Raw genomic sequence first — 20,089 nt, forward strand, 5'->3', positions numbered from 1 at the left:
TACTATTAAATCTATAAGGAGTGATAAGGATGAAAGTACAAGCGTGGACGAAAGAAGATATTCCTTCCTTGAAAGGTCAAATAGTGATTGTAACTGGAGGGAACAGCGGTTTAGGGTATGAATCAGTGAAAGCTCTTTCCAAACGTGGGGCAACGGTTATTCTTGGTACACGGTCCATGGAACGGGGGCAGGAAGCCTATTTATCCATACAGAAGGAAAACCCGAATGCAGAGATTGATGTCATGGCTCTCGACTTAGCCGATCTGGAGTCGGTGAAGACGTTCGCCGAGTCCTTCAACGAAAAGTATGAGCGTTTGGATCTACTACTCAATAATGCAGGTGTCATGACAACCCCTTACGGAAAAACAAAAGATGGTTTTGAACAGCAGCTCGGCATCAACCACCTCGGTCACTTTGCTCTGACTGGACATTTGTTTGAAGTGTTAAAGAAAACCCCAAACGCTAGAATTGTAAACATTTCTAGCAATGCCCATAAGTCCGGGAAAATGAATTTCGATAACCTGATGTTCGAAGGCGGCAAAGGGTATACACCAATGAAGGCTTATGCCCAGTCTAAGCTTGCGAATTTATTATTCACTCAAGAACTGCAACGGAGAATTGAAAAGAATGGGTTGGACATCACCGTAACGGCTGCTCACCCCGGGGTAGCAAGCACTAATCTTATGAGGCACATTGAAGATAAGTTCCTATACAAGATTCTTGGTCGTCTGCTTGCACCAATGACTCAGGAAGCTTCAGACGGAGCGCTACCTGGTTTGAGGGCAGCGACAGACCCGGAGGTACAAGGAGGAGAATACTTCGGCCCAGGAGGCAGGTGGGAAATGAAAGGCGCCCCTGTCACAGTCGCTCCAATCACAAAGTCTTACGATGTCATGGATGCCGATCAATTGTGGAAAGTATCCGAGGAATTAACTGGCGTCATCTACCCTTTAAATCAATAACCTTAGTCCGTTTACACCAAGCTGAAGAGACCGTCCTCTTCAGCTCTTTTTGTTATACATTCAGGTATTAAGTCGAATGAATTACCTTCATTGGAATAATAGGGGTATAGAAAAACGGAGAGGAGCATCACCGAGGCACAGTCCTCAGGAGAAGACAGGGATTCCATATAGGCCTCCAGTTAATAGCCACATAAACTAGGATGATACTAATTGTATAGCGGTGATTGCGTTTTAGAAACATCTCTTTGGATGTTTTACATTTCACTTTTGACTAGTTAAACCGACATCGCCTCCATCCTCTTATGCTCGAACAGGCGAAATGACATGAACCTGTTCGTCATTTCCTTTGCTGCGAAGGATCAGTGGACTCATTGTTCCGTTGTAAAAGATCTGGATGTCTTCTCCTTTCGTAGCTTTTAAAGCTTCTAACAAAAAGACGCTGTCAATCCAAACATCCATAAGATCCTCTCCTGAAGCTTTTATTAAAGGGATGTTTTCCTCAATCATTCCTACTTGCGGAGAGAAGGAAGAAATGTTCAGCGTCTTCTCTTTTGTCGAACGTAGTTTGATTTGGTGGTTTCTACTATCTTTCGCAAACAAACCAGCTCTGTCCACACTATACATCAAACGATTCTTATCTATGACCAGTTCTGCCTTTGAAGATTTGGATAAGAAAGCTGCCATATCGGGGAATGCTCCATCAATCAACTTTGAAGTCAGTGTCACTTCGCTCGATTCGATTTTGAATAGTTGGTCGGTGATGCTTACCTCCAAACAATCCTTTCTATTTTTAAAAAGTTTCACTAGCTCTCTCAACGTTTTCATTGGTACCGTACAGGAATGTTTTTTCCCGCTATTTAATTTTTTCTTCACAAAAGCTAATCGGTGGGAGTCTGTGGCTAGAGCCTGCACGTGATTTCCGGAAAATTCAATATGGATGCCTGTTAATACGGGACGACTTCCTTCTTCAGCTGCAGCAAAAAGGGTTTGTCGGACCAATTCCACCAAATCTATACTACTTATCGAAATAGAGCCATCCGAATGAACTTCAGGGAGATGGAGATCCTCTTCGGTTGAGAGGACGGACAAGGAAGTTTTAACTTCTCCGGATTCAATCATCATCCGGTCATTTACTTTTTTCATGTGTACAGGACCAGGCATTTTCTTTACCAAACCCTGAAAAAAATCAGCTGGTAATATACAAGCTCCTGGTTCAAGCGATTCGAACCCTCCCTTATGGACCGGGACCACTTTCTTTATCATGAGCTCTCCATCATACCCAACAAGGATAAGCTCTCTTTCCGTTACCTCCATCCTAATCCCATTTAGTACAGGAAGCAGCGATTTTCTTCCGAGAACAGAGGCTGTTTCAGAGACAGCTTCTTCTAATGTATGTTTATGTATTCGTAATTCCATGACCAGAACCCCTCCCTTTCTATATCCCTATTCGACACGAACGTACGTTTGTCCTTCTTTTTCAAAAAAAGAACTCCCTATATTTACAGGAAGTCCCTTTCCATCATTATCCTACAACTGGTGAAACACGTTTATTCTTTACATCTTTAATAACCTGCAGATGGTCTTGAAAGATGTCATCGGGAAGATCATCAAGATCAAAAAAGCGATTATTCAATGATTCTTCATTCTGCTTCACCAACTTCCCTTCATAGGAACGGCAGCTAAAACATATTTCAACGATAGCAGCCTTGTCTCCATTTCCAAAGACTTTGTGCTTATGAGGACCAGAGTAAATACCGAAAAGTTCCATATCGTTCAAGGTCAATCCCGTTTCTTCAAAAACTTCCCGCCGTGCCGTTTCCTGAACGGACTCTTCCAGTTCCATAAATCCACCTGGTACCCCCCAGCCTTCCGAATCCGTCCGTAGCTGCAGCAATAATTGGTTCTTTTCGTTAAATACAAGCGCTCCTGCGACGACCATCAGCACCTTCTCATGACCGACCATGGAGCGCAAATGACGAATATAATCCATGGTGTTCTCCTTCTTCATGAAGATTCTCTTAATGCCTTATGTACCACATCGACCTTCTGCATCCGTCCGGATACACGGTAATCATTCGTATTCAAGCGGAAATAATGACGAGCACCTGTATAAGTGGTGTACCAAAGGTTATTTATGATGACTATTTCTTTTGTTCTCTCATCCATCTTAATCGGATGAAAGGAAGATCCAAAACGTTCATCTTTTCGTTCAACGACGCCGAGCCTGCCAACTTCATCCAACCACATCGCTAATATACCACACATCTTTTCCGCCCCCTTATTTACATGTGAACGACTGCTATGAGACTTCTCTCGTCAACTGTCCTGGTTCCTAGGCTTTTAACCCCCATTCAAATCGATGAACCTGATTAGAACATATCCACCATCCTGACACCAAGGTTACAGAAGCTATTTTTTTCTATACAACAAGGATAGCGAATTTTCATCGCTATTCCCTCAGGTAGTGGAATGATTTCATCTACGACCTAAGGAGGATAAAAGGAATGCTTCAGGTTATAGATCTGCTTGCCTCTCTCATACGGCCCTGTATAAAAAAGGAGAATGACAATTTCTTGAAACCTTTTGAAAAAGGTTATCGTAACTTATAGAAAGGAGGAACCGTTATGTATTTCCCATCCAAAAGAAATATCTTTTATTCAATAACCGTCTGGGGCTTGATCCTTTTCATTTTTTTCATCTATCTGTTCGGAGGAGAACCCATCGGTTTTCAAATCATCACCTACCGTGATCCTTTAGGTTATGTGATGTCCGGAGGAATGATCGTTCTTTTATTATGGATCTTGTTCCGTACAGGTTACACCGTTAAGGACGGACATATGTACATTCATTCTGGACCGCTGCGAAAGAGGATTGCCATCGAGGATATAAAGAAAATCAAATCAACCAAGAGTCTGATCTCATCCCCTGCTTTATCCATAAGAAAACTCGAAATTCTTTACGGTGAATTTATGTTTACGTCGATTTCCCCAAAAGATGAACATAAGTTCCTCCAAGTTATGAAGAAGGAAAATCCTCACATTAAAATTGATCCCATGCTGACGCAGGAGAATAATTAAGGCAGACTATTCCGAGCTCTTTCCAAGAAGCCTTCAGGAAAGAGCAGGGGCCAACTCGATCAGTATGTACCAGAGAAAACAGAGAGTTTCCATGCTCATCATTCTTCAGACGGATTCGTTTCTTCCCCATGGACAAGTACTTACAGACAAGATTCAATTTAAGAAAAGGATTCCAACTCCATTCAACCTAATGTTATGTCTTCAAGCTTTCTATATCTATTCGGACTACCTTCTTCATAAACTCTGACCCGGTCCACCTCAAACGCTGGGAAAGGACGAAACTCTTTATCCGCAGCCTTAGCCATATCGAACAGGTCTAGTTTAGATAAACCATATGTCGTCTTTGCGAGCGTCAAATGAGGGACGAAATGTTTCAACTCAAAATAATCATCCACCTGCTTTGAAGTGGGTTCGGCGATTTGGACCATTTGTTTATGTAAGTCATAGACTTTTTCTGAACGCACACTCAAATAAAGCACGTCTTCTCCAAAAAAAGCGGGTCCTCCTAATTGGACACGAAAGGGATTGGTTCTCCGGCACGTTTCCCTCACTTGGTCCAACCATTTCCGGTCAGGGGTCAGACCTCCTTGAGCCTTTAACGTGATATGGGGCTCGACAACTTCTGTGATCGTATTTCCGCTCCACTTTTTTTGAAAGTGAATGACCTTCTCTTTGAAATCTTCCGGTGGTACCCAACCAATGAAATGCTGCATGTTTCTCTCTCCCTACTCAGGTACGTATTTATATCTCGTCACATAGGGAGATCCCATCAAGCCTGCGATAAACAGACTTAAACCTCCCAATAGATTCAATGAATGATTTTCAAACGGAGATATCAATGAACTAAAAACCACTAAAGGAACAACGGTGATCATGATCACCAAAAAGACTGCCCACAACATTTGCATCGTGTCATCGTCCGCACCTCCCTATCTTTACTACGATGAAGTGACCCCGGAAGTTTCATAGATTGGAAACAGAAAGCCGGTGGAACATTACTTATCCTCTTCAACCATCCATCCCGCTTCCTTCAACCACCGTTTCAGAAGATAGATTCGTCCACTCTTCTACCGGCATGTCCGGATGCTTTTCCATAAACTTTTTCATGATTTGATAACCGATCCGATATACAGCTCTTGGCGCAATGTCCTGTTCTGGGTAACCATAAAAAAAGTCGGCAATGATCCGCGGGTCTTCAGAATCCGCATATTCAAGAAAAAGGTCCACGGTTTCTGATTTATACCTGCCCCGCAATGGCTCGGTAAATGAACTCTCCCCTTCTGGATAGACTTGCTTTGCAAAAAACTCTGCTTTCCCTTCAACTACTGTATTCTCCCTAAGCGTATAACGCGGTTCATTCCTTTCGTTATAAACCGTATGATGGTATTCATGTGCAATCAGCTGTTTCAATGCTACTTCAGAAAAATTACGCCCTATCGTAATCAACATGAACTCTTCATTCCAGGTCACTCCAGATAGGTCATCGACACGACCCATACCGAACGTATTGTCCGGGTTGGTGGGAAAGACATGGATATCCTTATCCCCACCTGGAAGCAAATCTACAGAATCTTGGATCGCCTTTTGAATGGTTTCTAGAATCATAGCCTCTTCCTTTTCTAAATACACCAATGTCTTCTCGAGGGAACTTTTATTTTCAGGAGGTATGAAATGCCAGTCCTCCTCGCTGACGAGCGAATACCCTTCGTTTTCTCCGAAAGCCTGAGTGCGGAATGATTCTAGCACCGTGGAATGATAGATATCCTTTAAATCATCCGTATCCATTGCCCCTAAATAATTGCCGTACTCTTCTTCGTATGTAATGATTTCAAAATCCTGGTCTTTGTAGGAAAAAAATTTCGGATCTTCTTCCACGTACGCTTTTTCCTCGACAGAACAACCAGCAAGGACCCCCAGCCAAACAACCAGCCAGGTCATAATTCTCCTTGTGGTGGTCACACTATTCATTCAAGCTTCCTCCATTTCTCCTGTAGGAATGATGCCGACTAGAACAGGATGACAGTAAGGGTATGTGTTAAGCCTCATTCCTATCCGACCTTCAAATCACCTGAGCTCGTCTCAGCCGTTAGATGGTACTCGCCATCCGCTTTTGTCCCCCGCACTTCATTGTCCTTTTTCACTTCATAGTCAAGACCCGTCCAGTTAATCTCTGCTTCTCCCGAATTCGATATATAATCGAGTTTACAAGAGGCCGGTTCTTCCTCATAGAAAAAGCGGATATCCCCGCTTGAAGTAGAGGCTTTCACATCTCCCAGCATCTTTGCTGCCTGGATGCGTATTTCCCCCGACGAGGACCCGAACACGGCTGTCCCGTAATTGAACTTCTCCCCAAACAATTCCCCGCTGCTTGTATGAATGTCTGAGTTCCCGCTCTGTACCCTTTTCAGTAAAACATCACCACTGGACGTTTGGATTTGCAAGTTCTCTTGAACGACATCCGCAATGGTCACATCCCCTGACCTTGAAGTAAGCGTAGAATGGTTGATTCTTAAACCTTCGACATCGATGTCAGCGGAGGTCGTTTCTATCATGAAAGAGCCAAGGGTTTCCGCTGGAACTTCGATGAATAGTTTCATATCTTTCCGCATTCGAATGCCGAACCGCGTCTTTTCCTCATTCACTCTCAAGGTCAAGTTCTCCCCTTGTCGATCATGGGAAAGAGTAAAGTGCTCCTTGTCTTTTTCATAGACCGTTCCGGTTAGATTGACACTCCACTCCTCGCGGTCCACCTTCACCACTTCCACATCCACAGACGTCGATTCCACCTGTAGATTCTTAATTACACCTGCAAATCCTTCCAGCTCATGTAGATGATAGGTCTTGCCTCCATTTGATCGTTGGTAGAGAAGTGCTATACCGACAATCGCTATGATCAAGATTAGTATAAGTTCCATAATCTATTACTCCTTTATATTTCTTATGACTTCAGCCTCCCCTAAAAATTCGACAAAACTTTCCAATTCCCTTCCAACATCAGTAAAAATCCCTGGTCCATAACGACCAGGGATTCGTATTTTACCGCTCTTTATACGTGTTTGGTATGAACGTCCTCTAACTCGTATCCAATGTCCTTGTTCTCCACCTTCATATCCTCTAACTGGAATCTAGTATCCCCGTTCTCCGTTTTAATGCCTTTTAACCCGAGGGCCATGTCCTCTATCGCTTGAACACACGATCTTTCAACCTCATCAACCGAACGCGGTTATATCTTTGTACGATAATAAAAGGAAGGTTGAATAATAGAGCATAAGCGACCATAATCCAACCGGCCCACGGCGGGTTGAATAAGAAGAAAAAAGGAGCGGCGAGCATTTGCATCCAGTGGGAGAGCTCCGATCGATTCGTCTGCTTCTCGAAACGCTCCCATTGTGACGGATTCCGCATATGAGCCGCTGACTTTTCCCTTCGAAACCACTTTCTTGCTTCAGGGAGACGGTCTTTCCACTTTTTCACACCCAGCCGTTCATAATAATCATCCTGCGATTCCCACCTTTTCACACGGTATAATCCAGCGAAGGCATTCACAAAAGGATCCGGCACAATAGAGACGAGACCACTCACACCCAGGTGGATACAGAGCCAGGCGACTACATTAGCGACCATTAGGAGGGACTCCTTTTCTTATCAACAATCGAACGTCCTTTCCATGTCGTTTCCTTCATAAAAAAGGTCTTCCACAAAGAGTAGGCAAAGACGAAGACGAAAAAGAAGAAATGCAATGGGAACAGGAGCACATCAAACCACCGGAAGTTCCCGATTTCCCTCCATGTTCGGTACAACCAAACGGCTAAGGCCATATAGCCAAGCATCCCCCACCAGCCCAGTGCAGGAAGATTTACCAAAAAGGAGAAAACAGCCGTAAGCCACACGACATTTGCAAGCGTCATGATGGGGGACGCTGTTTTAGCCCCTGTTGAAAAGCTTTTGGCCCACCCTTGAATCACGTGTTTCAAATCAGCGTCATACATCCGCATATTCAAAACCCCGCGCCCGCTATAGGCTTGTGTTTTTAACCCTTTGGAAGATGCCATTCTTGTAAACGCCAGGTGTTCGACGATCTCTCCCCGAATAGCTTCATGACCTCCAAGCTTCCAATAAGTATCAGCGCCGATGACCAAGCAAGGGCCGAACCCGCCTTGTGTTCCGAGTTTGTCCTTGAAAACAGTCGTCAAACCGGAAGATGCCATAACGACCAGATGAAAAACACCGGAGAACTTTTCCCAAAACGAGCGCATCTCATGAAAAGGATGAACGGTCATGACCGCTCCTTCTCCGTCAAAAGCTTTCACCAAACGTTCTGCTCCTCCATCCGAAAACCATGTATCCGCATCAAGGAAAATGAGCGTTTTTCCTTTTGCTGCTTTCGCCCCGTTATAGCACGCCCAGGACTTGCCCATCCAAACGGGAGGTAAAGGAGGATTGCCCACCACTTGCACGCCAAAACTTTCCGCAACACCTCGCGTCGCATCCTCTGAATCATCATCGACAACAATGATTTCTCGTTCTCGGTCCTCAGATGCTATCGTCGGCAGCAGGCGCTTAAGGTTTTCCTCTTCGTTCCTCGCCGGGATGATCAATGTGTACATCTCTGTATTCTTACGTTTTTCTATAGGAAACGATAATTTATGCCAAAAAAGGAGAAGGGTTGATAAAACAGCCAGAATCATCACCCACATTCCGATCACCTCCCTATGTACTTCCATTGTCACCTTAGAAACACTTGATTATACAAGGACAAGACAGGGTACAATGGTTATTAAAAAAAGAGGGTTCAATGATGCTTAAGTTATGGATGGCACGATTACTGCGACTTTTCCCCAATCAGGCAGAAAGAAACCTGATGGTCCCGTTTCAATATGTACATAAGAAAGTAGACCTGGTCGTCGATACCAAGGTGAAACCGACGCCCATCAGCTTATACTATCCGGCTGCACCTGATGGGAAAAGGTTCCCCGTTTATATGAACATGCACGGAGGCGCCTTCATCATGAATGAAAAGAGAATGGACGATCCGTACTGCCGTTTCCTTGCCAATGAAACAGGATGCGTCATCGTCAATGTCGACTATGCAAAAGCGCCTGAATATCCATTTCCAAAACCTGTCGAGCAGTGCTACGAGATTTACCGTTGGCTCAAGGCCCATGCAAAAGAACTTCAGCTGGATGCCGATCAAATGATGGTCGGCGGGCAAAGTTCAGGTGGGAATATGGCCGCTGCCCTTTGTCTTCTCTTAAAGGAGCGCGCTGAGAAACAGCCCCTTCTGCAAGTACTGTCCTATCCGATGCTAGACTTTGTCACTCCACACAGCGATAAACCGGAACCGGATAAATGGCGGGCGAAGTATCCAGAGGCTGCTCATTTTCTCAACTATTGTTACGTTCCGGAAAAAAATCAAGCCGAGCACCCGCTCGCTTCCCCGGTTAAAGCAAAGAAGGTGGAGGGACTGGCTCGAGCGCTTTTCATTATTCCTGAATACGATGCTTTTACTATGGAAGGGAAAGCATACGCAGAAAAATTGAAACAAGCGGAGGTTGATGTAGACGTCAACGTTTTTGAAGGCTGCGCCCATGCTTTTACCCACCAGGGACCTCAGGATCAAGCAGAGGAAGCCTGGCGCCTCATTTCAAAAACGATGCGTCAGGTCACAGAATCGTAACAAAACCAGACCGATTATCCTTTGCTCCCCCCTGCTTTTTGACTTATAATGACGATTAGTGTCGTATTGAGTTTTATTAAAGCAGGTGATCCATTGTTAGAATATAAAGTGTTAGGCTCCGACCCTTCCAAGGAGTATGTCATCTTCCTCCATGGAATCGGCGGAAGCGTCAACATCTTTTTTCCACAAATGAAAGCGTTTCGAAAATCTTTCAATATCATAGTCGTCAATCTGCCCGGTCACAAGAATTCACCAAGCGTGTCCAGTTACAAAGAGAAATTCTCCTTTGAAACCGTGACCGACGAAGTACTCGGGGTCCTTGATGATGTGGGTGTGGAGAAGGCCCATTTTGTAGGGATTTCTTTAGGTTCTGTCGTCATTCAACATGTCCTGTCCACCGCCCCACACCGTGTTCGAACGGCTGTCTTAGGAGGAGCGATCACACGGATCAATCTTTTGGCGAAGTTTCTTCTTATGCTGGGTACGATGCTTAAAAATGTTACCCCGCACTTGTATCTGTATTCCTTGTGCGCCCGCATTTTAATGCCCCGGAAGAATCACAAAGAGTCCAGAGATGCCTTTATCCATGAGGCTTCCCAAATGAAGAGGGAAGATTTCTTAGGCTGGTATAACATCGTCTATTCCGTTCCCGACACGTTTACACACGTGAATGAGAACGCTGCTTCTGTACCCAAGTTATACATCACAGGGGAAGGCGACCACATGTTTAGAGATGATGTGATGAAAGATACACGGCACATGCCGAACACCTCTTTTCTCCTTTTATCGGAAAGCGGGCATGTCGTGAACTTAGATAAAACCGAATCATTTAACAAACTGGCCATATCCTTCATTAAGTCGGAAGGTCAAATGGATTTGACGAACGTTACAGAGGAAGTCATCAACTCCAACCATTAAAAAAAGCGCCGGCAGCATGCCAAGCGCTTTCTTTTTTATTTCGACTCCCAACTCTTAATCAACCGGATGGCCCAATACAAAACAATCCAGGGAAGGACGTATTTTGTCACCCATTCCACAATTGCCATCAAGGAGAGCAAAATCCAATAAGGGTCCACTCCAAAATGAGGGAGCGTAAAATAAAGGACGACGATAAATGCCAAACCAATGATGATATCTTTCCACTCGATTCTCCTGCTCCCTACTAGCATCCATTCACACTTCTTTCCCAGTTAAATTTTCTTGCAATATCTTAGCGACGTGTACTTTTCTGCTTTTTCACTTCCATAGCCTTTTTGTTTGTGAGAGAAAACGAACCCTTTGGCTTCATAAAAAGGAATGCCCTGATGGTTTCCTTCCTGTACAGAAACCCACAGCTTCTTCGCTCCATATTCTGCTTGTTGCTTTGTATAAGCTTTTAGAAGCTCAGTCCCAATCCCTTCATTTTTTCTGCCTGGATCCAGGTACATGACGTAAAGTTCAGAGGCATCTTCTGCAATCATCCCGCCCCCACACGCTCCGACAACCTCTTCACCGTCAACGGCGACGATATAGCCGCCCCATTCTTTTCCTGTCTGCGTGACCTCATCCATGATTCTTCTCTTTGTGTAAAACTGTTGAATGATCTCTTCTATGTAATCGGCGGGGTATAACTCCGCGTATGTAGTCCGATTACCTTCTGAACAGACCCGCACAATTCCTTCCACATGCGCCGGTCCCGCTTTTAAGATTTTCACCTTGTTCTTTCTCCTTCCATAAGCCCCCATTATATTTCCAAAGTCCCTGAAGGTGATTAAGTCGAGGCCCCCCTATCATAACCCATGCCAAATCACCGATATAGGAGAGTTTGGGCATGTGTTCTTTTCTTAATGCTTATAATGAAACGTATGTAAGATCTAATGCAAACATAAAAATAAGAGGCTGTTTTTCCCCGCCCCTCTTTCTACTTTCATTATACTACCAATAAAAGACAATTTACAGACTACTTTTTCTGTCTTTTCGCCCCTATACTTTTATATACAAATCTGAAACATGAGAGGAGTAGCCATATGAATGATAAAAATAATGCGATCGATCCTGGCCCTTTCTTCCATGGCACAAAAGCGGAACTTAATATTGGAGACCTTTTACAGCCCCAGCACTTGTCCAATTATCAGGACAAAAAGTCCAACTACATCTATTTCACCGCAACCTTAAATGCTGCTAAATGGGGAGCTGAACTAGCAAAGTAATTCTGAAGAAAGGATTTATATCGTAGAACCTTTAGGTGAGTTTGAAAATGACCCGAACGTTACGGATAAAAAATTCCCCGGTAACCCTACACGATCTTATAGATCCAAAACACCTTTGCAAATAGTAGCTGAATTAAAAGCATGGGAACGACATTCCGAGGAAGAAATAAAGCAAATGCTTGCCTCATTAAGAAAGTTGCGTGAACAAGGGAAATTTGTAATTTACGATTAAGCCTCATCTACAACTTTTAAAAAGGGATAGGGCTAACCACCCCCTATTCCTTTTTAACCAACCTTGTCACTTCGAACCCTAAGAGGTACTTTTAAGTTCCTGCTCTTCTCTGAAGTATCCTGATTTGCTCGGCTTAAGAACCAGCTTGATCTGCCAAAAGCTCACCAGCAGCATCAGGGTCGAGGCACCTATGATACTGTATCGCACTGGAATGATATCCCCGGTAAAGCCAATCAGGAATATAAAAATAATCTGAAGGACACTCTGAAAAATTCCATAGATACTCGAGATCCTCCCCATCATTTTTACCGGCACGTTATTTTGATAAAAAGTCATAAATCCCGTACCTGAAAAGGAATTAAAAAAACCCAATACCATGAACCCCATGGCCACGGTCCAGAATGAAACGGAGAAAGCATAGATTAAATAGCCCACCGCTACCAATAAGTACCCGCTGATCATCAGAGCTTTTATGGATAACTTTTTAGACAAAAGAGAAACAGTGGCTGCACCTAAAATAGAACCAACTCCAGTCAGACTGATCAGCAAGCCGTAATCTGTTTCAGATAAATATAGGACCTCTTGAGTAAAGACAACCTCTTGAGCATCCATTCCAAGGGCTAGGATCATAAAAAATTGAGCTATGAAGTACACCTTTACAATATATAGGTGGCGCTGACTGTATCGAAACACTTCTTCCCAATCGCTTTTCATCATATTCAAACTAAATTTATGAACCGCTTGGTCTGCATCCGTATGCACGTTTGGTAACAAATACACCAGGATCGCTGATACAACAAATGAAAAAGCATTCATCCATATCGATATATGTACCGAAGTAAGGAGCAGCAGCGCTCCAGAAATCGCAGGACCAATTAAAAACGCACTGGAAGTGATCAAACTTCTAAAAGAGTTAAATTGTTTTCGATCGTTTCCGGGAACCACATGCGTGATGTAGGTAATCGCTGCGGGTTCAAAAAACGCTTTTGAAATGGATAGAAAGAATAGACAGACATAAATCGGCCAAATAGAGTCGAAGAAAGGAATGATCGCTACTAAAGCTGCACGAATGAGGTCTGTTCCAATCATAATTCTCCGTATGTTCAAACGGTCAATCATACTCCCGGACCAAAATTTTGTTACTAACGAAGCGATCGGTCCTATCATCCATAAGCCGGCAACTGCAGCAGCTGAACCGGTTAAATTCAAGACCAATATATTGATGGCTACGAGATAAATAAAGTCCCCTAACGTAGATATGCCCAGTCCGAATAACAATAAAAATGAATGTTTCTTTTGGGAAAAGCTGTGTCTAATAGGATCACCCCCCTCAGAATCTCTACTAAACACATCTTCTGTAAAAAAACGGCAACCACCTGTGAATTTTACAATCTGTCACAAAACCTTCATAACCAAAGAAAGGCTGAGAGTCTAGACTCTCAGCCTCTTAAACAGCTTATTCAGCTGTAAATTCTTATCGTTCTGATAGAGAGACTCATTGACTAATTTCAGTGTTGCTCTTAAGGACAAACGATCACACCAAAATTATTTGTAAGTTTGCTTATGTAAATAAGGTTTATTTAAAGACTGCCTTACTATTTTGAAGGTTACTCGATTTCCCCCTTAAAAACAACTCCAGATACCTACGCGTTAATATTATTACGCCAAATTGAACCCTCCACAAAGCACATTACGAAAAGTAAAATATAATTGACATTTTGTAATGTGTCGCATATTATAAATGTAGAAGGAGGAGATGAATCCTTTTGAAAAACAAAAAAATGAAGATCGCCCGTGCGGAAGCCGATGTTTCACAAGAGAAGTTAGCAGAAATCGTCGGAGTCACCAGGCAGACCATTAATCTAATTGAAGCAGGTAACTACAATCCGAGTCTGAAATTGTGTACGGCCATATGTAAAGCCTTAAACAAAACTTTAGATGAATTATTCTGGGAGGAATGATCAATGAGTGCTGAAAAATTAGTTAAGGAAACTAAATGGACCATTGGTGTATCATTATCTGTCAGCTTGGCACTTTTTGTCACTTGGGTGATCTTTGAAACAACGGAAGTTTCTTTTACCGACAACAAAGCCTTTCTAGCCTTGTCCCTTATTCCTTTCAGTGCAGCACTCGCTTCCTTCCTCAAACTTACGAAAATCAAAAAGAATCCTAAAAGGATTGTATCTGAGACCGATGAGAGACTTGTAGCCGAGAAGAATGAAGCCGATGCGAAAACTTTGAAAGTACTTCAAGGTGTTTTGTTCTTATCCTATTTGGGATACACATTTATAATCCCAGAGGACACATTTTCATCGATAGCATGGTGGATAACGCTGGGTATTCTTCTTTTCTCTTTATTCGCTCCATTCATTTTCCGTCAAATGATGAAAGAAACCTGACCAATACCTTTGCGTTGAAAAGCTTCATCTACTTGGGAACTAAAAAAGGGAACCTCATGAAAAGAAGAGGTTCCCTTTTTTAGTTATACAGAGTTCTACCAAAAAGCCCTTCAGGTCCATCCCTCTTTCGTTTAATACTTCCCAGCACTTATTTGGTGATGAGGAGGCATTAGACGTTCAGCCCCCCTTTTATAATGTCATCCTATCAATACTGTAAATATAGAATGTTATTTATTAACAATGTCACACATAAAATAGCTTATCTATATTTAAAGGGGGGGTTCTATGCATAATGTTCTCCTGTTCTGTGACCCAGGGATTGATGACTCACTAGCCATCATGTACGCACTCCTAAATCCAAAAACCAATGTGGTCGGAATTGTTTCTGGCTATGGAAACGTGCCCCAAAAACAAGCAACTCAGAATGTATCCTACCTCTTAAAACTAGCAGGAAGAGAAGACATTCCCATTATCGGAGGAGCCAAAAGTCCACTCAGTGGTGAAGTAGCCGTCTATTATCCCGAAATCCACGGAGAAGAAGGTTTAGGACCCATACGTCCTCCAGAGACCCTTCAAAGTGAGCTAGTAAATTTCGATGAAATTTTTAAAATCATCGATTCCTACGAAAACAACCTAATCATCCTGGATGTAGGAAGGTCAACGTCTCTTGCGATTGCATTTTTGTTAGGAGGCATAGAGAATTTACGCAAAGTAAAGGCTATTTATTGTATGGGAGGCGCCTTTTTAGTACCTGGAAATGTAACCCCTGTTGCTGAAGCTAACTTCCATGGTGACGGGATCGCTGCCAATCTCGTATTAAACAAATTAAATCATATCTATATCACTCCATTGAACGTTACGAACCACGCCATCATCACACCCGAAACCATTCAAAGAATAACCTCTCAATCTTTCAATGCGTTCACCCATCTGATCAAGCCGATTTTTGACTACTACACCGCAGCCTATAAAAAATTAGCCCCAAGCCTTTCCGGGAGTCCTCTGCATGATGTATTTACTGTATTTGCCTTAGCGAACCCAGAACAAGTCCGGTATATCGAACGCCAGGCTTCTGTATCCATTAACTTTGATAATACTAAAGGTGAAAGTATAGCCGACTTCAGACCGAATTCCAGCGAAGAGCCGACAGAAAATACGGATCATATTGCCATATCATTTAACTATGAAGCATTTGTAAAGGATTTTGTTACTGTGATGACTACACGATATATATAAAACTGTCGTTCCATTTAAGAATGATCCAACGCTCAAAAGTTCTAACACACTTACGATCTAACTATGACTGCTTATACATAGGGACAAATTCCCCTTGCATATCTTCATATAAAGAAAGCGCAAAAAGGAGGGGCGAAATGATCATTCATGTTGTTGAAGTTGGCGACTCTCTATGGAAAATTGCCCAGCGGTACAGGGCGGATATCAACCAAATCATCCTTCTGAACCAGCTGAATAACCCCGATGTGGTCGTGGTCGGTCAGGCACTCGTCATCCCTGAGCCGAATAAAGAATACGTGATCCAACCCGGAGACAGTCTATGGAACATTGCAAACCGCTACGGTGTCCGTGTTCAGGACCTGGCCGAGAAAAATAATATTGCAAACCCAGCGCTCATTTTTGTCGGTCAAATGCTCCTTCTTCCTTTTACAAATTATACAGTTCAGGCAGGTGACAGCCTTTGGAAGATCGCCAACCAGTTCGGCGTATCGGTGTCGGAGATTGCGGAAGCGAATGGCATTGAGAACCCAGCGGTTATTTCTGTCGGTATGACGCTTGCTATCCCTTCCCCTCTTCGTCCTGTCAAGGAAATCAACGCCTACATTACAAGGACAAATGCCGAAGGAGCAAGGGAAGTGAACACGCTTGGCAGCCATTTCACCTACCTCTCTCCTTTTACACGCACCATCCAGACAGATGGAAGCCTGACAGATTTGGATGACGCAGCGGTTTTACAGGCGGCTGCAGCTCAAAACATTTCTCCATTGCTGGTAGTCACTAATTTCGTCGGAGGCAGCTTTGATTCGGATCTTGCCGCCACCTTCTTAAGAAACCCCGGGATTCAGGATACCTTCATCAACAACCTTTTCGAACAGATGCGATCGAAAGGCTATTCAGGAGTAAATTTCGACTTCGAATATGTGTACCCGGAAGATAAAGAAAACTACAATGCCTTTCTTAGAAAAGTCGTCAGTCGTCTGCGCCCAGAAGGTTTCAGTGTCTCTACCGCCCTCGCGCCGAAAGTACGCGAAGATCAGCAGGGGCTGCTTTATGAAGCTCATGATTATGAAGCCCATGGTAACATTGTTGATTTCATTGTACTCATGACCTATGAGTGGGGATGGTCAGGAGGAAGGCCATGGGCCATCGCACCAATCAACAAGGTACGTGAAGTACTTGATTATGCCGTCACCGTCATCCCACGTGACAAGATTCTGATGGGTATGCCTCTGTATGGACGCGAATGGGAAATCCCATGGGTGCAGGGCACTTATGCTCGAACAGTCAACCCCCAGGAAGCCATCCAACTAGCAGCAACATACGGGGTCCCTATCCAATACAACGAAGAATATCAATCTCCCTTTTTCCGATATACCGATGCAAATGGTCAGCAGCATGAAGTCTGGTTCGAAGACGCAAGAAGTGTGCAGGCAAAGTATGATACGGTCGAAGATTACGGTCTAAGAGGTGCAAGCTACTGGGTTCTAGGAAGCCCTTTCCCACAAAATTGGCCGATCCTTCAGCGCCATTTCAAAGTGAAAAAAATGTGAGGCCTCCGCTCCTTGGGAGGCTTTCTTTTATTCTAATATTTTTAAAGTGAAGCCCCCTGCTTCTACTTTTTTCCTCTTCCCCTCTACTTCTACGATATAGATGAACGGCTTATCCGTGGAATGGATCTCCCCCACCTTTTGATTCCTTTCATTAAAGAAAGATCGGATTTCGCGTTCGTCCTCAGCATCTATCCTTCTAGCCGGTTCATCTTCCTCTTCATATGTAAAATCAATCTCAGAAGATTCATGATCCCTATTTTGATCATACATCCCTTGCAGCAGATGGATCACTTCTGCAAAACCAAGAAATAGAAGCCCTGTCACGAAACTGCTGACTAATACACCTACACCTGTAATGCCCACCCCAAACTTTTGGTTAAGAATGATTGCAAAAAAAGAAAGCACACCGAGGCCGAAGATGGCTATAGCACAATAGGTCAAAAGCTTAGCAATCGTATTGGATCTCTCCACTTCACATTCCTCCTTCATGCCGTCGATCCAGCTCTTTTTCACGCTGACGTACTGCCCCTTTTAAAGACAATCTTCGTATGCAGATATCAAACAACCCTTTTTGCAAAATTTTTTTGGTCAAATCCACCTTCAGGAAGAGGCAGGGCAGAAACTATAGGATGGTCGGTTGTCATCCATCTATTCCCCCTCTTAATGAACAAAACTAGTGGAGATAAAAAAGCCTAGCGGAATCGTCAACCACAACGTAACGTTAGTCACCACGATGTCCACATACGTGACGCTGTCCCACTCTCTTTTTGAAAAGTAACGCCAAACAAGATAAGCCCCGACTCCCCATATAGGAAGAAGCAAGAAAAAGTCCGGCTCCACTATAGATGTATGCGTCCGCCTTCTTACCAGTGGTCCATTTGCAAAATAATAAAAGACCCACAAAGCAAACAAACCGCTTCCAACAATATTTCCAATAACCAGGAAAGGCTTCAAAACGAACACTCCCATTTGTAAAACTTTCACAATATAGAAGTCTATTCCCTTTCCTGTTCTTCCTTTAACGTTATGGCTCCCAATCCTTTTCCAAGAGCTCCCAACTATGAAATCATGGCACAAGGTTATGTAAAATTGTTTCACTCTCGTGAACGAGTTCAACGTATTGAGCACCGATCCGGAACGATGCAAAGGCATACAAAGATATGACTACACCAATCATCACCGGTCTCCATTTTTCAGAAATCTTTATCATCCTTGCCAGAGACACCTTCCATAACCTGGATAGCCATTCCAACACGATCGAGTACACGAGCACTAAAAAAAGCAGAACACCTGCAGCAAACGTCTGCTTAAACTGGCTTTCTAAAATTAGGATTCCCACCTTTTCCTCTGAATCGATCTCTTGGATAGAGAACCCTTTGACGACATCCCCTCTCCAATCATACCTCTCTACCATACGCTCCTCCTCATGCAAGGAAACCCCAAAAGGAACAGCATAGTCTCCAATAGAAAGATACATATTGAGCCCCAAAATCACTGGCATAACCAAAAAAGGAGAAAACCGTAACCATGTCTTCTTCACAATGAGCCTCCTTTACCCTTTCTTCTCAGCAAGCAGTTCCTTAATTTCTTGTAAGTGTTGGAGTTGCTCATCTTGTCGATCTGTTACCCTTTTCGTTATTTTTTCCAGCGTTTTCGTAATGGACCATAAGGAAAGAATGATCACTATACATATAAAAACAGCCACGAGTCTCCCTCCTTCTCACTCTATTAAAATACGAATGTCAAAATGATTCATAGAAAAGGAAAGCTTTGTCCCCAAAAAGAAGGATAGTAAAATGAGAGCCCTATAAAATAGGAGGATCCTATGAATAAAAAAGAAGGACTGATCCTTTCATTCATCCTACTTTCCTTTGCCGGTCTATTTATATGGTACAGCTCCGGAGCGAAATCACTGACCGGACAGTCCCAAAGTTGGTCTGGCCATTATGTAGGTTATGAAGAGAGCGGGACCATGTTCAGAGAGCTTACGATTACCTATACAGGAGAGCAGAAAACGGATGGTCTTCCTGTTACCTACACAGTGAACACAGAACCTACGTGGACCGGGAGAGAAATCAGCTGGAAAGGCTCAAAACAGCTGTCCGGTCATCAACTTCACTTGGAACTAAAGTGTAATGACTGTCGCATCGCGCTTAAAAGTGAAATGACGATCACCCTATACTGGGGAGGTAAACAAGAGAAACTCGTCTTATCCAAGTGAAACGTCTAGAGCGTCTAGTCTCTAGACGTTTCTTGGTTTCCTCCGATTCACGTTTAAGAACTACTTATTGTGTTGTCCTCATTTTTTCCTGTTGTGTCCTAACATTCTCCTTATGAAAAGGAGAATTCAAATCCTCATCCACCACACTGAACACATTTTGATCCGGATCGAAAAAGTCAAAATGCTTCATGCCGCCGAAGTCCTGGATCTCTGTTGTCTCAACCCCTGCATCTTTCAACTGCCGGAAAGCGGCATGGATGTCGTCTACAACAAAATTGAAAAAGCTGTTCTTTTCACCCTTGTTTATTTCGAATTCCGTAGACTGCGAACGAGAAACTTCAATCAGCCCAAACTGCACAGAGCCTTGTGGAAAGAAAAAACCAGCTCCTCCTCCCCATGAATCGATTTCCTTTACACCCAGGTGTTCTTCATACCATTTTTTCGACTTTTCAAGATTTGTTACTGGAACGAATACACTTCCGACTTGAAACATGCTACATTCCTCCATTTTAATGGACTTTTTATGCAGAAGATTACCGGTGAAAC

General features: G+C 43.4%; 26 protein-coding genes and 1 pseudogene. 10 read left to right on the forward strand and 17 right to left on the reverse strand.

Annotated elements, in window-relative coordinates; all coding sequences use genetic code 11:
- Positions 1–29 precede the first annotated feature (29 nt).
- Entirely contained in the window at positions 30–962 is a 933-nt protein-coding gene (locus K2225_RS04450; protein ID WP_220583656.1) for an oxidoreductase, read from the forward strand.
- A gap of 300 nt (positions 963–1,262) precedes the next feature.
- Here the strand turns inward: K2225_RS04450 and dnaN are convergent, their stop codons facing one another.
- The 3 genes from dnaN to K2225_RS04465 all read right to left on the reverse strand — a co-directional run bounded on the left by dnaN (position 1,263) and on the right by K2225_RS04465 (position 3,227).
- Positions 1,263–2,378 (reverse strand): DNA polymerase III subunit beta, encoded by a 1,116-nt coding sequence (gene dnaN, locus K2225_RS04455; protein WP_220583657.1) that lies wholly within the window; start codon positions 2,376–2,378, stop codon positions 1,263–1,265.
- Positions 2,379–2,484: 106 nt separating this feature from the next.
- A complete protein-coding gene (locus K2225_RS04460; protein ID WP_220583658.1) occupies positions 2,485–2,952 on the reverse strand; it encodes an NUDIX hydrolase in 468 nt (155 codons plus the stop codon).
- A 14-nt stretch (positions 2,953–2,966) separates the two neighbouring features.
- Complete coding sequence (locus K2225_RS04465; protein WP_220583659.1) at positions 2,967–3,227, reverse strand: hypothetical protein; 261 nt, start codon at positions 3,225–3,227, stop codon at positions 2,967–2,969.
- Between the two features lie 359 nt (positions 3,228–3,586).
- Here K2225_RS04465 and K2225_RS04470 point away from each other — a divergent pair, with 359 nt between their 5' ends.
- The gene (locus tag K2225_RS04470) at positions 3,587–4,039 is read left to right on the forward strand and encodes a PH domain-containing protein (protein WP_220583660.1); all 453 of its coding nucleotides are present in this window, start codon (positions 3,587–3,589) and stop codon (positions 4,037–4,039) included.
- Positions 4,040–4,221: 182 nt separating this feature from the next.
- Here K2225_RS04470 and K2225_RS04475 read toward each other — a convergent pair whose 3' ends face one another.
- The 6 genes from K2225_RS04475 to K2225_RS04500 form a co-directional block, all read right to left on the reverse strand.
- Positions 4,222–4,752: a 2'-5' RNA ligase family protein gene (locus K2225_RS04475; protein WP_220583661.1), complete on the reverse strand. Its 531-nt coding sequence runs from the start codon at positions 4,750–4,752 to the stop codon at positions 4,222–4,224.
- Positions 4,753–4,764: 12 nt separating this feature from the next.
- Positions 4,765–4,947, reverse strand: coding sequence for a hypothetical protein (locus tag K2225_RS04480; protein ID WP_220583662.1), 183 nt, complete (start codon positions 4,945–4,947; stop codon positions 4,765–4,767).
- Positions 4,948–5,047: 100 nt separating this feature from the next.
- Positions 5,048–6,007, reverse strand: coding sequence for a DUF2268 domain-containing putative Zn-dependent protease (locus K2225_RS04485; protein ID WP_220583663.1), 960 nt, complete (start codon positions 6,005–6,007; stop codon positions 5,048–5,050).
- 80 nt (positions 6,008–6,087) lie between these two features.
- A complete protein-coding gene (locus tag K2225_RS04490) occupies positions 6,088–6,954 on the reverse strand; it encodes a DUF4097 family beta strand repeat-containing protein (RefSeq protein ID WP_220583664.1) in 867 nt (288 codons plus the stop codon).
- A 262-nt stretch (positions 6,955–7,216) separates the two neighbouring features.
- Positions 7,217–7,663, reverse strand: a complete 447-nt coding sequence (locus K2225_RS04495; RefSeq protein WP_220583665.1) for a glycosyl-4,4'-diaponeurosporenoate acyltransferase CrtO family protein — start codon at positions 7,661–7,663, stop codon at positions 7,217–7,219.
- Complete coding sequence (locus tag K2225_RS04500; RefSeq protein ID WP_220583666.1) at positions 7,663–8,736, reverse strand: glycosyltransferase; 1,074 nt, start codon at positions 8,734–8,736, stop codon at positions 7,663–7,665. Before K2225_RS04500 ends, K2225_RS04495 begins: the two co-directional genes overlap by 1 nt.
- A gap of 101 nt (positions 8,737–8,837) precedes the next feature.
- On the opposite strand from K2225_RS04500, the gene K2225_RS04505 reads away from it, so the two are divergent.
- Both K2225_RS04505 and K2225_RS04510 read left to right on the forward strand, forming a co-directional pair.
- On the forward strand, positions 8,838–9,716 hold the full coding sequence (locus tag K2225_RS04505; protein WP_220583667.1) for an alpha/beta hydrolase: 879 nt from the start codon (positions 8,838–8,840) through the stop codon (positions 9,714–9,716).
- Positions 9,717–9,809: 93 nt separating this feature from the next.
- Entirely contained in the window at positions 9,810–10,634 is an 825-nt protein-coding gene (locus tag K2225_RS04510; protein WP_220583668.1) for an alpha/beta fold hydrolase, read from the forward strand.
- A 35-nt stretch (positions 10,635–10,669) separates the two neighbouring features.
- Here K2225_RS04510 and K2225_RS04515 read toward each other — a convergent pair whose 3' ends face one another.
- Both K2225_RS04515 and K2225_RS04520 read right to left on the reverse strand, forming a co-directional pair.
- The gene (locus K2225_RS04515; protein ID WP_220583669.1) at positions 10,670–10,885 is read right to left on the reverse strand and encodes a hypothetical protein; all 216 of its coding nucleotides are present in this window, start codon (positions 10,883–10,885) and stop codon (positions 10,670–10,672) included.
- 21 nt (positions 10,886–10,906) lie between these two features.
- Complete coding sequence (locus K2225_RS04520; RefSeq protein WP_370632705.1) at positions 10,907–11,410, reverse strand: GNAT family N-acetyltransferase; 504 nt, start codon at positions 11,408–11,410, stop codon at positions 10,907–10,909.
- Positions 11,411–11,722: 312 nt separating this feature from the next.
- Here K2225_RS04520 and arr point away from each other — a divergent pair.
- Positions 11,723–12,137, forward strand: a pseudogene (gene arr, locus K2225_RS04525) (NAD(+)--rifampin ADP-ribosyltransferase).
- Between the two features lie 78 nt (positions 12,138–12,215).
- Here the strand turns inward: arr and K2225_RS04530 are convergent.
- Positions 12,216–13,415: an MFS transporter gene (locus tag K2225_RS04530; RefSeq protein ID WP_255574202.1), complete on the reverse strand. Its 1,200-nt coding sequence runs from the start codon at positions 13,413–13,415 to the stop codon at positions 12,216–12,218.
- A 488-nt stretch (positions 13,416–13,903) separates the two neighbouring features.
- Between K2225_RS04530 and K2225_RS04535 the strand changes: the two genes are divergently transcribed.
- The 4 genes from K2225_RS04535 to K2225_RS04550 all read left to right on the forward strand — a co-directional run bounded on the left by K2225_RS04535 (position 13,904) and on the right by K2225_RS04550 (position 17,322).
- Complete coding sequence (locus K2225_RS04535) at positions 13,904–14,098, forward strand: helix-turn-helix transcriptional regulator (protein ID WP_220583671.1); 195 nt, start codon at positions 13,904–13,906, stop codon at positions 14,096–14,098.
- Positions 14,099–14,101: 3 nt separating this feature from the next.
- Positions 14,102–14,536, forward strand: coding sequence for a hypothetical protein (locus K2225_RS04540; protein ID WP_220583672.1), 435 nt, complete (start codon positions 14,102–14,104; stop codon positions 14,534–14,536).
- A 285-nt stretch (positions 14,537–14,821) separates the two neighbouring features.
- Complete coding sequence (locus tag K2225_RS04545) at positions 14,822–15,772, forward strand: nucleoside hydrolase (RefSeq protein WP_220583673.1); 951 nt, start codon at positions 14,822–14,824, stop codon at positions 15,770–15,772.
- 137 nt (positions 15,773–15,909) lie between these two features.
- Positions 15,910–17,322: a glycoside hydrolase family 18 protein gene (locus K2225_RS04550; protein ID WP_220583674.1), complete on the forward strand. Its 1,413-nt coding sequence runs from the start codon at positions 15,910–15,912 to the stop codon at positions 17,320–17,322.
- A 27-nt stretch (positions 17,323–17,349) separates the two neighbouring features.
- Here K2225_RS04550 and K2225_RS04555 read toward each other — a convergent pair whose 3' ends face one another.
- From K2225_RS04555 to K2225_RS04570, 4 genes are all read right to left on the reverse strand, one after another.
- A complete protein-coding gene (locus tag K2225_RS04555) occupies positions 17,350–17,793 on the reverse strand; it encodes a hypothetical protein (protein WP_220583675.1) in 444 nt (147 codons plus the stop codon).
- A gap of 189 nt (positions 17,794–17,982) precedes the next feature.
- Entirely contained in the window at positions 17,983–18,276 is a 294-nt protein-coding gene (locus tag K2225_RS04560) for a hypothetical protein (protein WP_220583676.1), read from the reverse strand.
- 112 nt (positions 18,277–18,388) lie between these two features.
- Positions 18,389–18,862: a hypothetical protein gene (locus tag K2225_RS04565; RefSeq protein ID WP_220583677.1), complete on the reverse strand. Its 474-nt coding sequence runs from the start codon at positions 18,860–18,862 to the stop codon at positions 18,389–18,391.
- A 12-nt stretch (positions 18,863–18,874) separates the two neighbouring features.
- Entirely contained in the window at positions 18,875–19,027 is a 153-nt protein-coding gene (locus K2225_RS04570) for a hypothetical protein (RefSeq protein WP_220583678.1), read from the reverse strand.
- A gap of 120 nt (positions 19,028–19,147) precedes the next feature.
- Here K2225_RS04570 and K2225_RS04575 point away from each other — a divergent pair, with 120 nt between their 5' ends.
- Positions 19,148–19,543 (forward strand): hypothetical protein, encoded by a 396-nt coding sequence (locus tag K2225_RS04575; RefSeq protein WP_220583679.1) that lies wholly within the window; start codon positions 19,148–19,150, stop codon positions 19,541–19,543.
- 64 nt (positions 19,544–19,607) lie between these two features.
- Here K2225_RS04575 and K2225_RS04580 read toward each other — a convergent pair whose 3' ends face one another.
- On the reverse strand, positions 19,608–20,036 hold the full coding sequence (locus K2225_RS04580) for a VOC family protein (RefSeq protein ID WP_220583680.1): 429 nt from the start codon (positions 20,034–20,036) through the stop codon (positions 19,608–19,610).
- Positions 20,037–20,089: the final 53 nt, after the last annotated feature.

Source organism: Halobacillus sp. Nhm2S1 (assembly GCF_019599545.1).
GTDB lineage: Bacteria > Bacillota > Bacilli > Bacillales > Halobacillaceae > Halobacillus.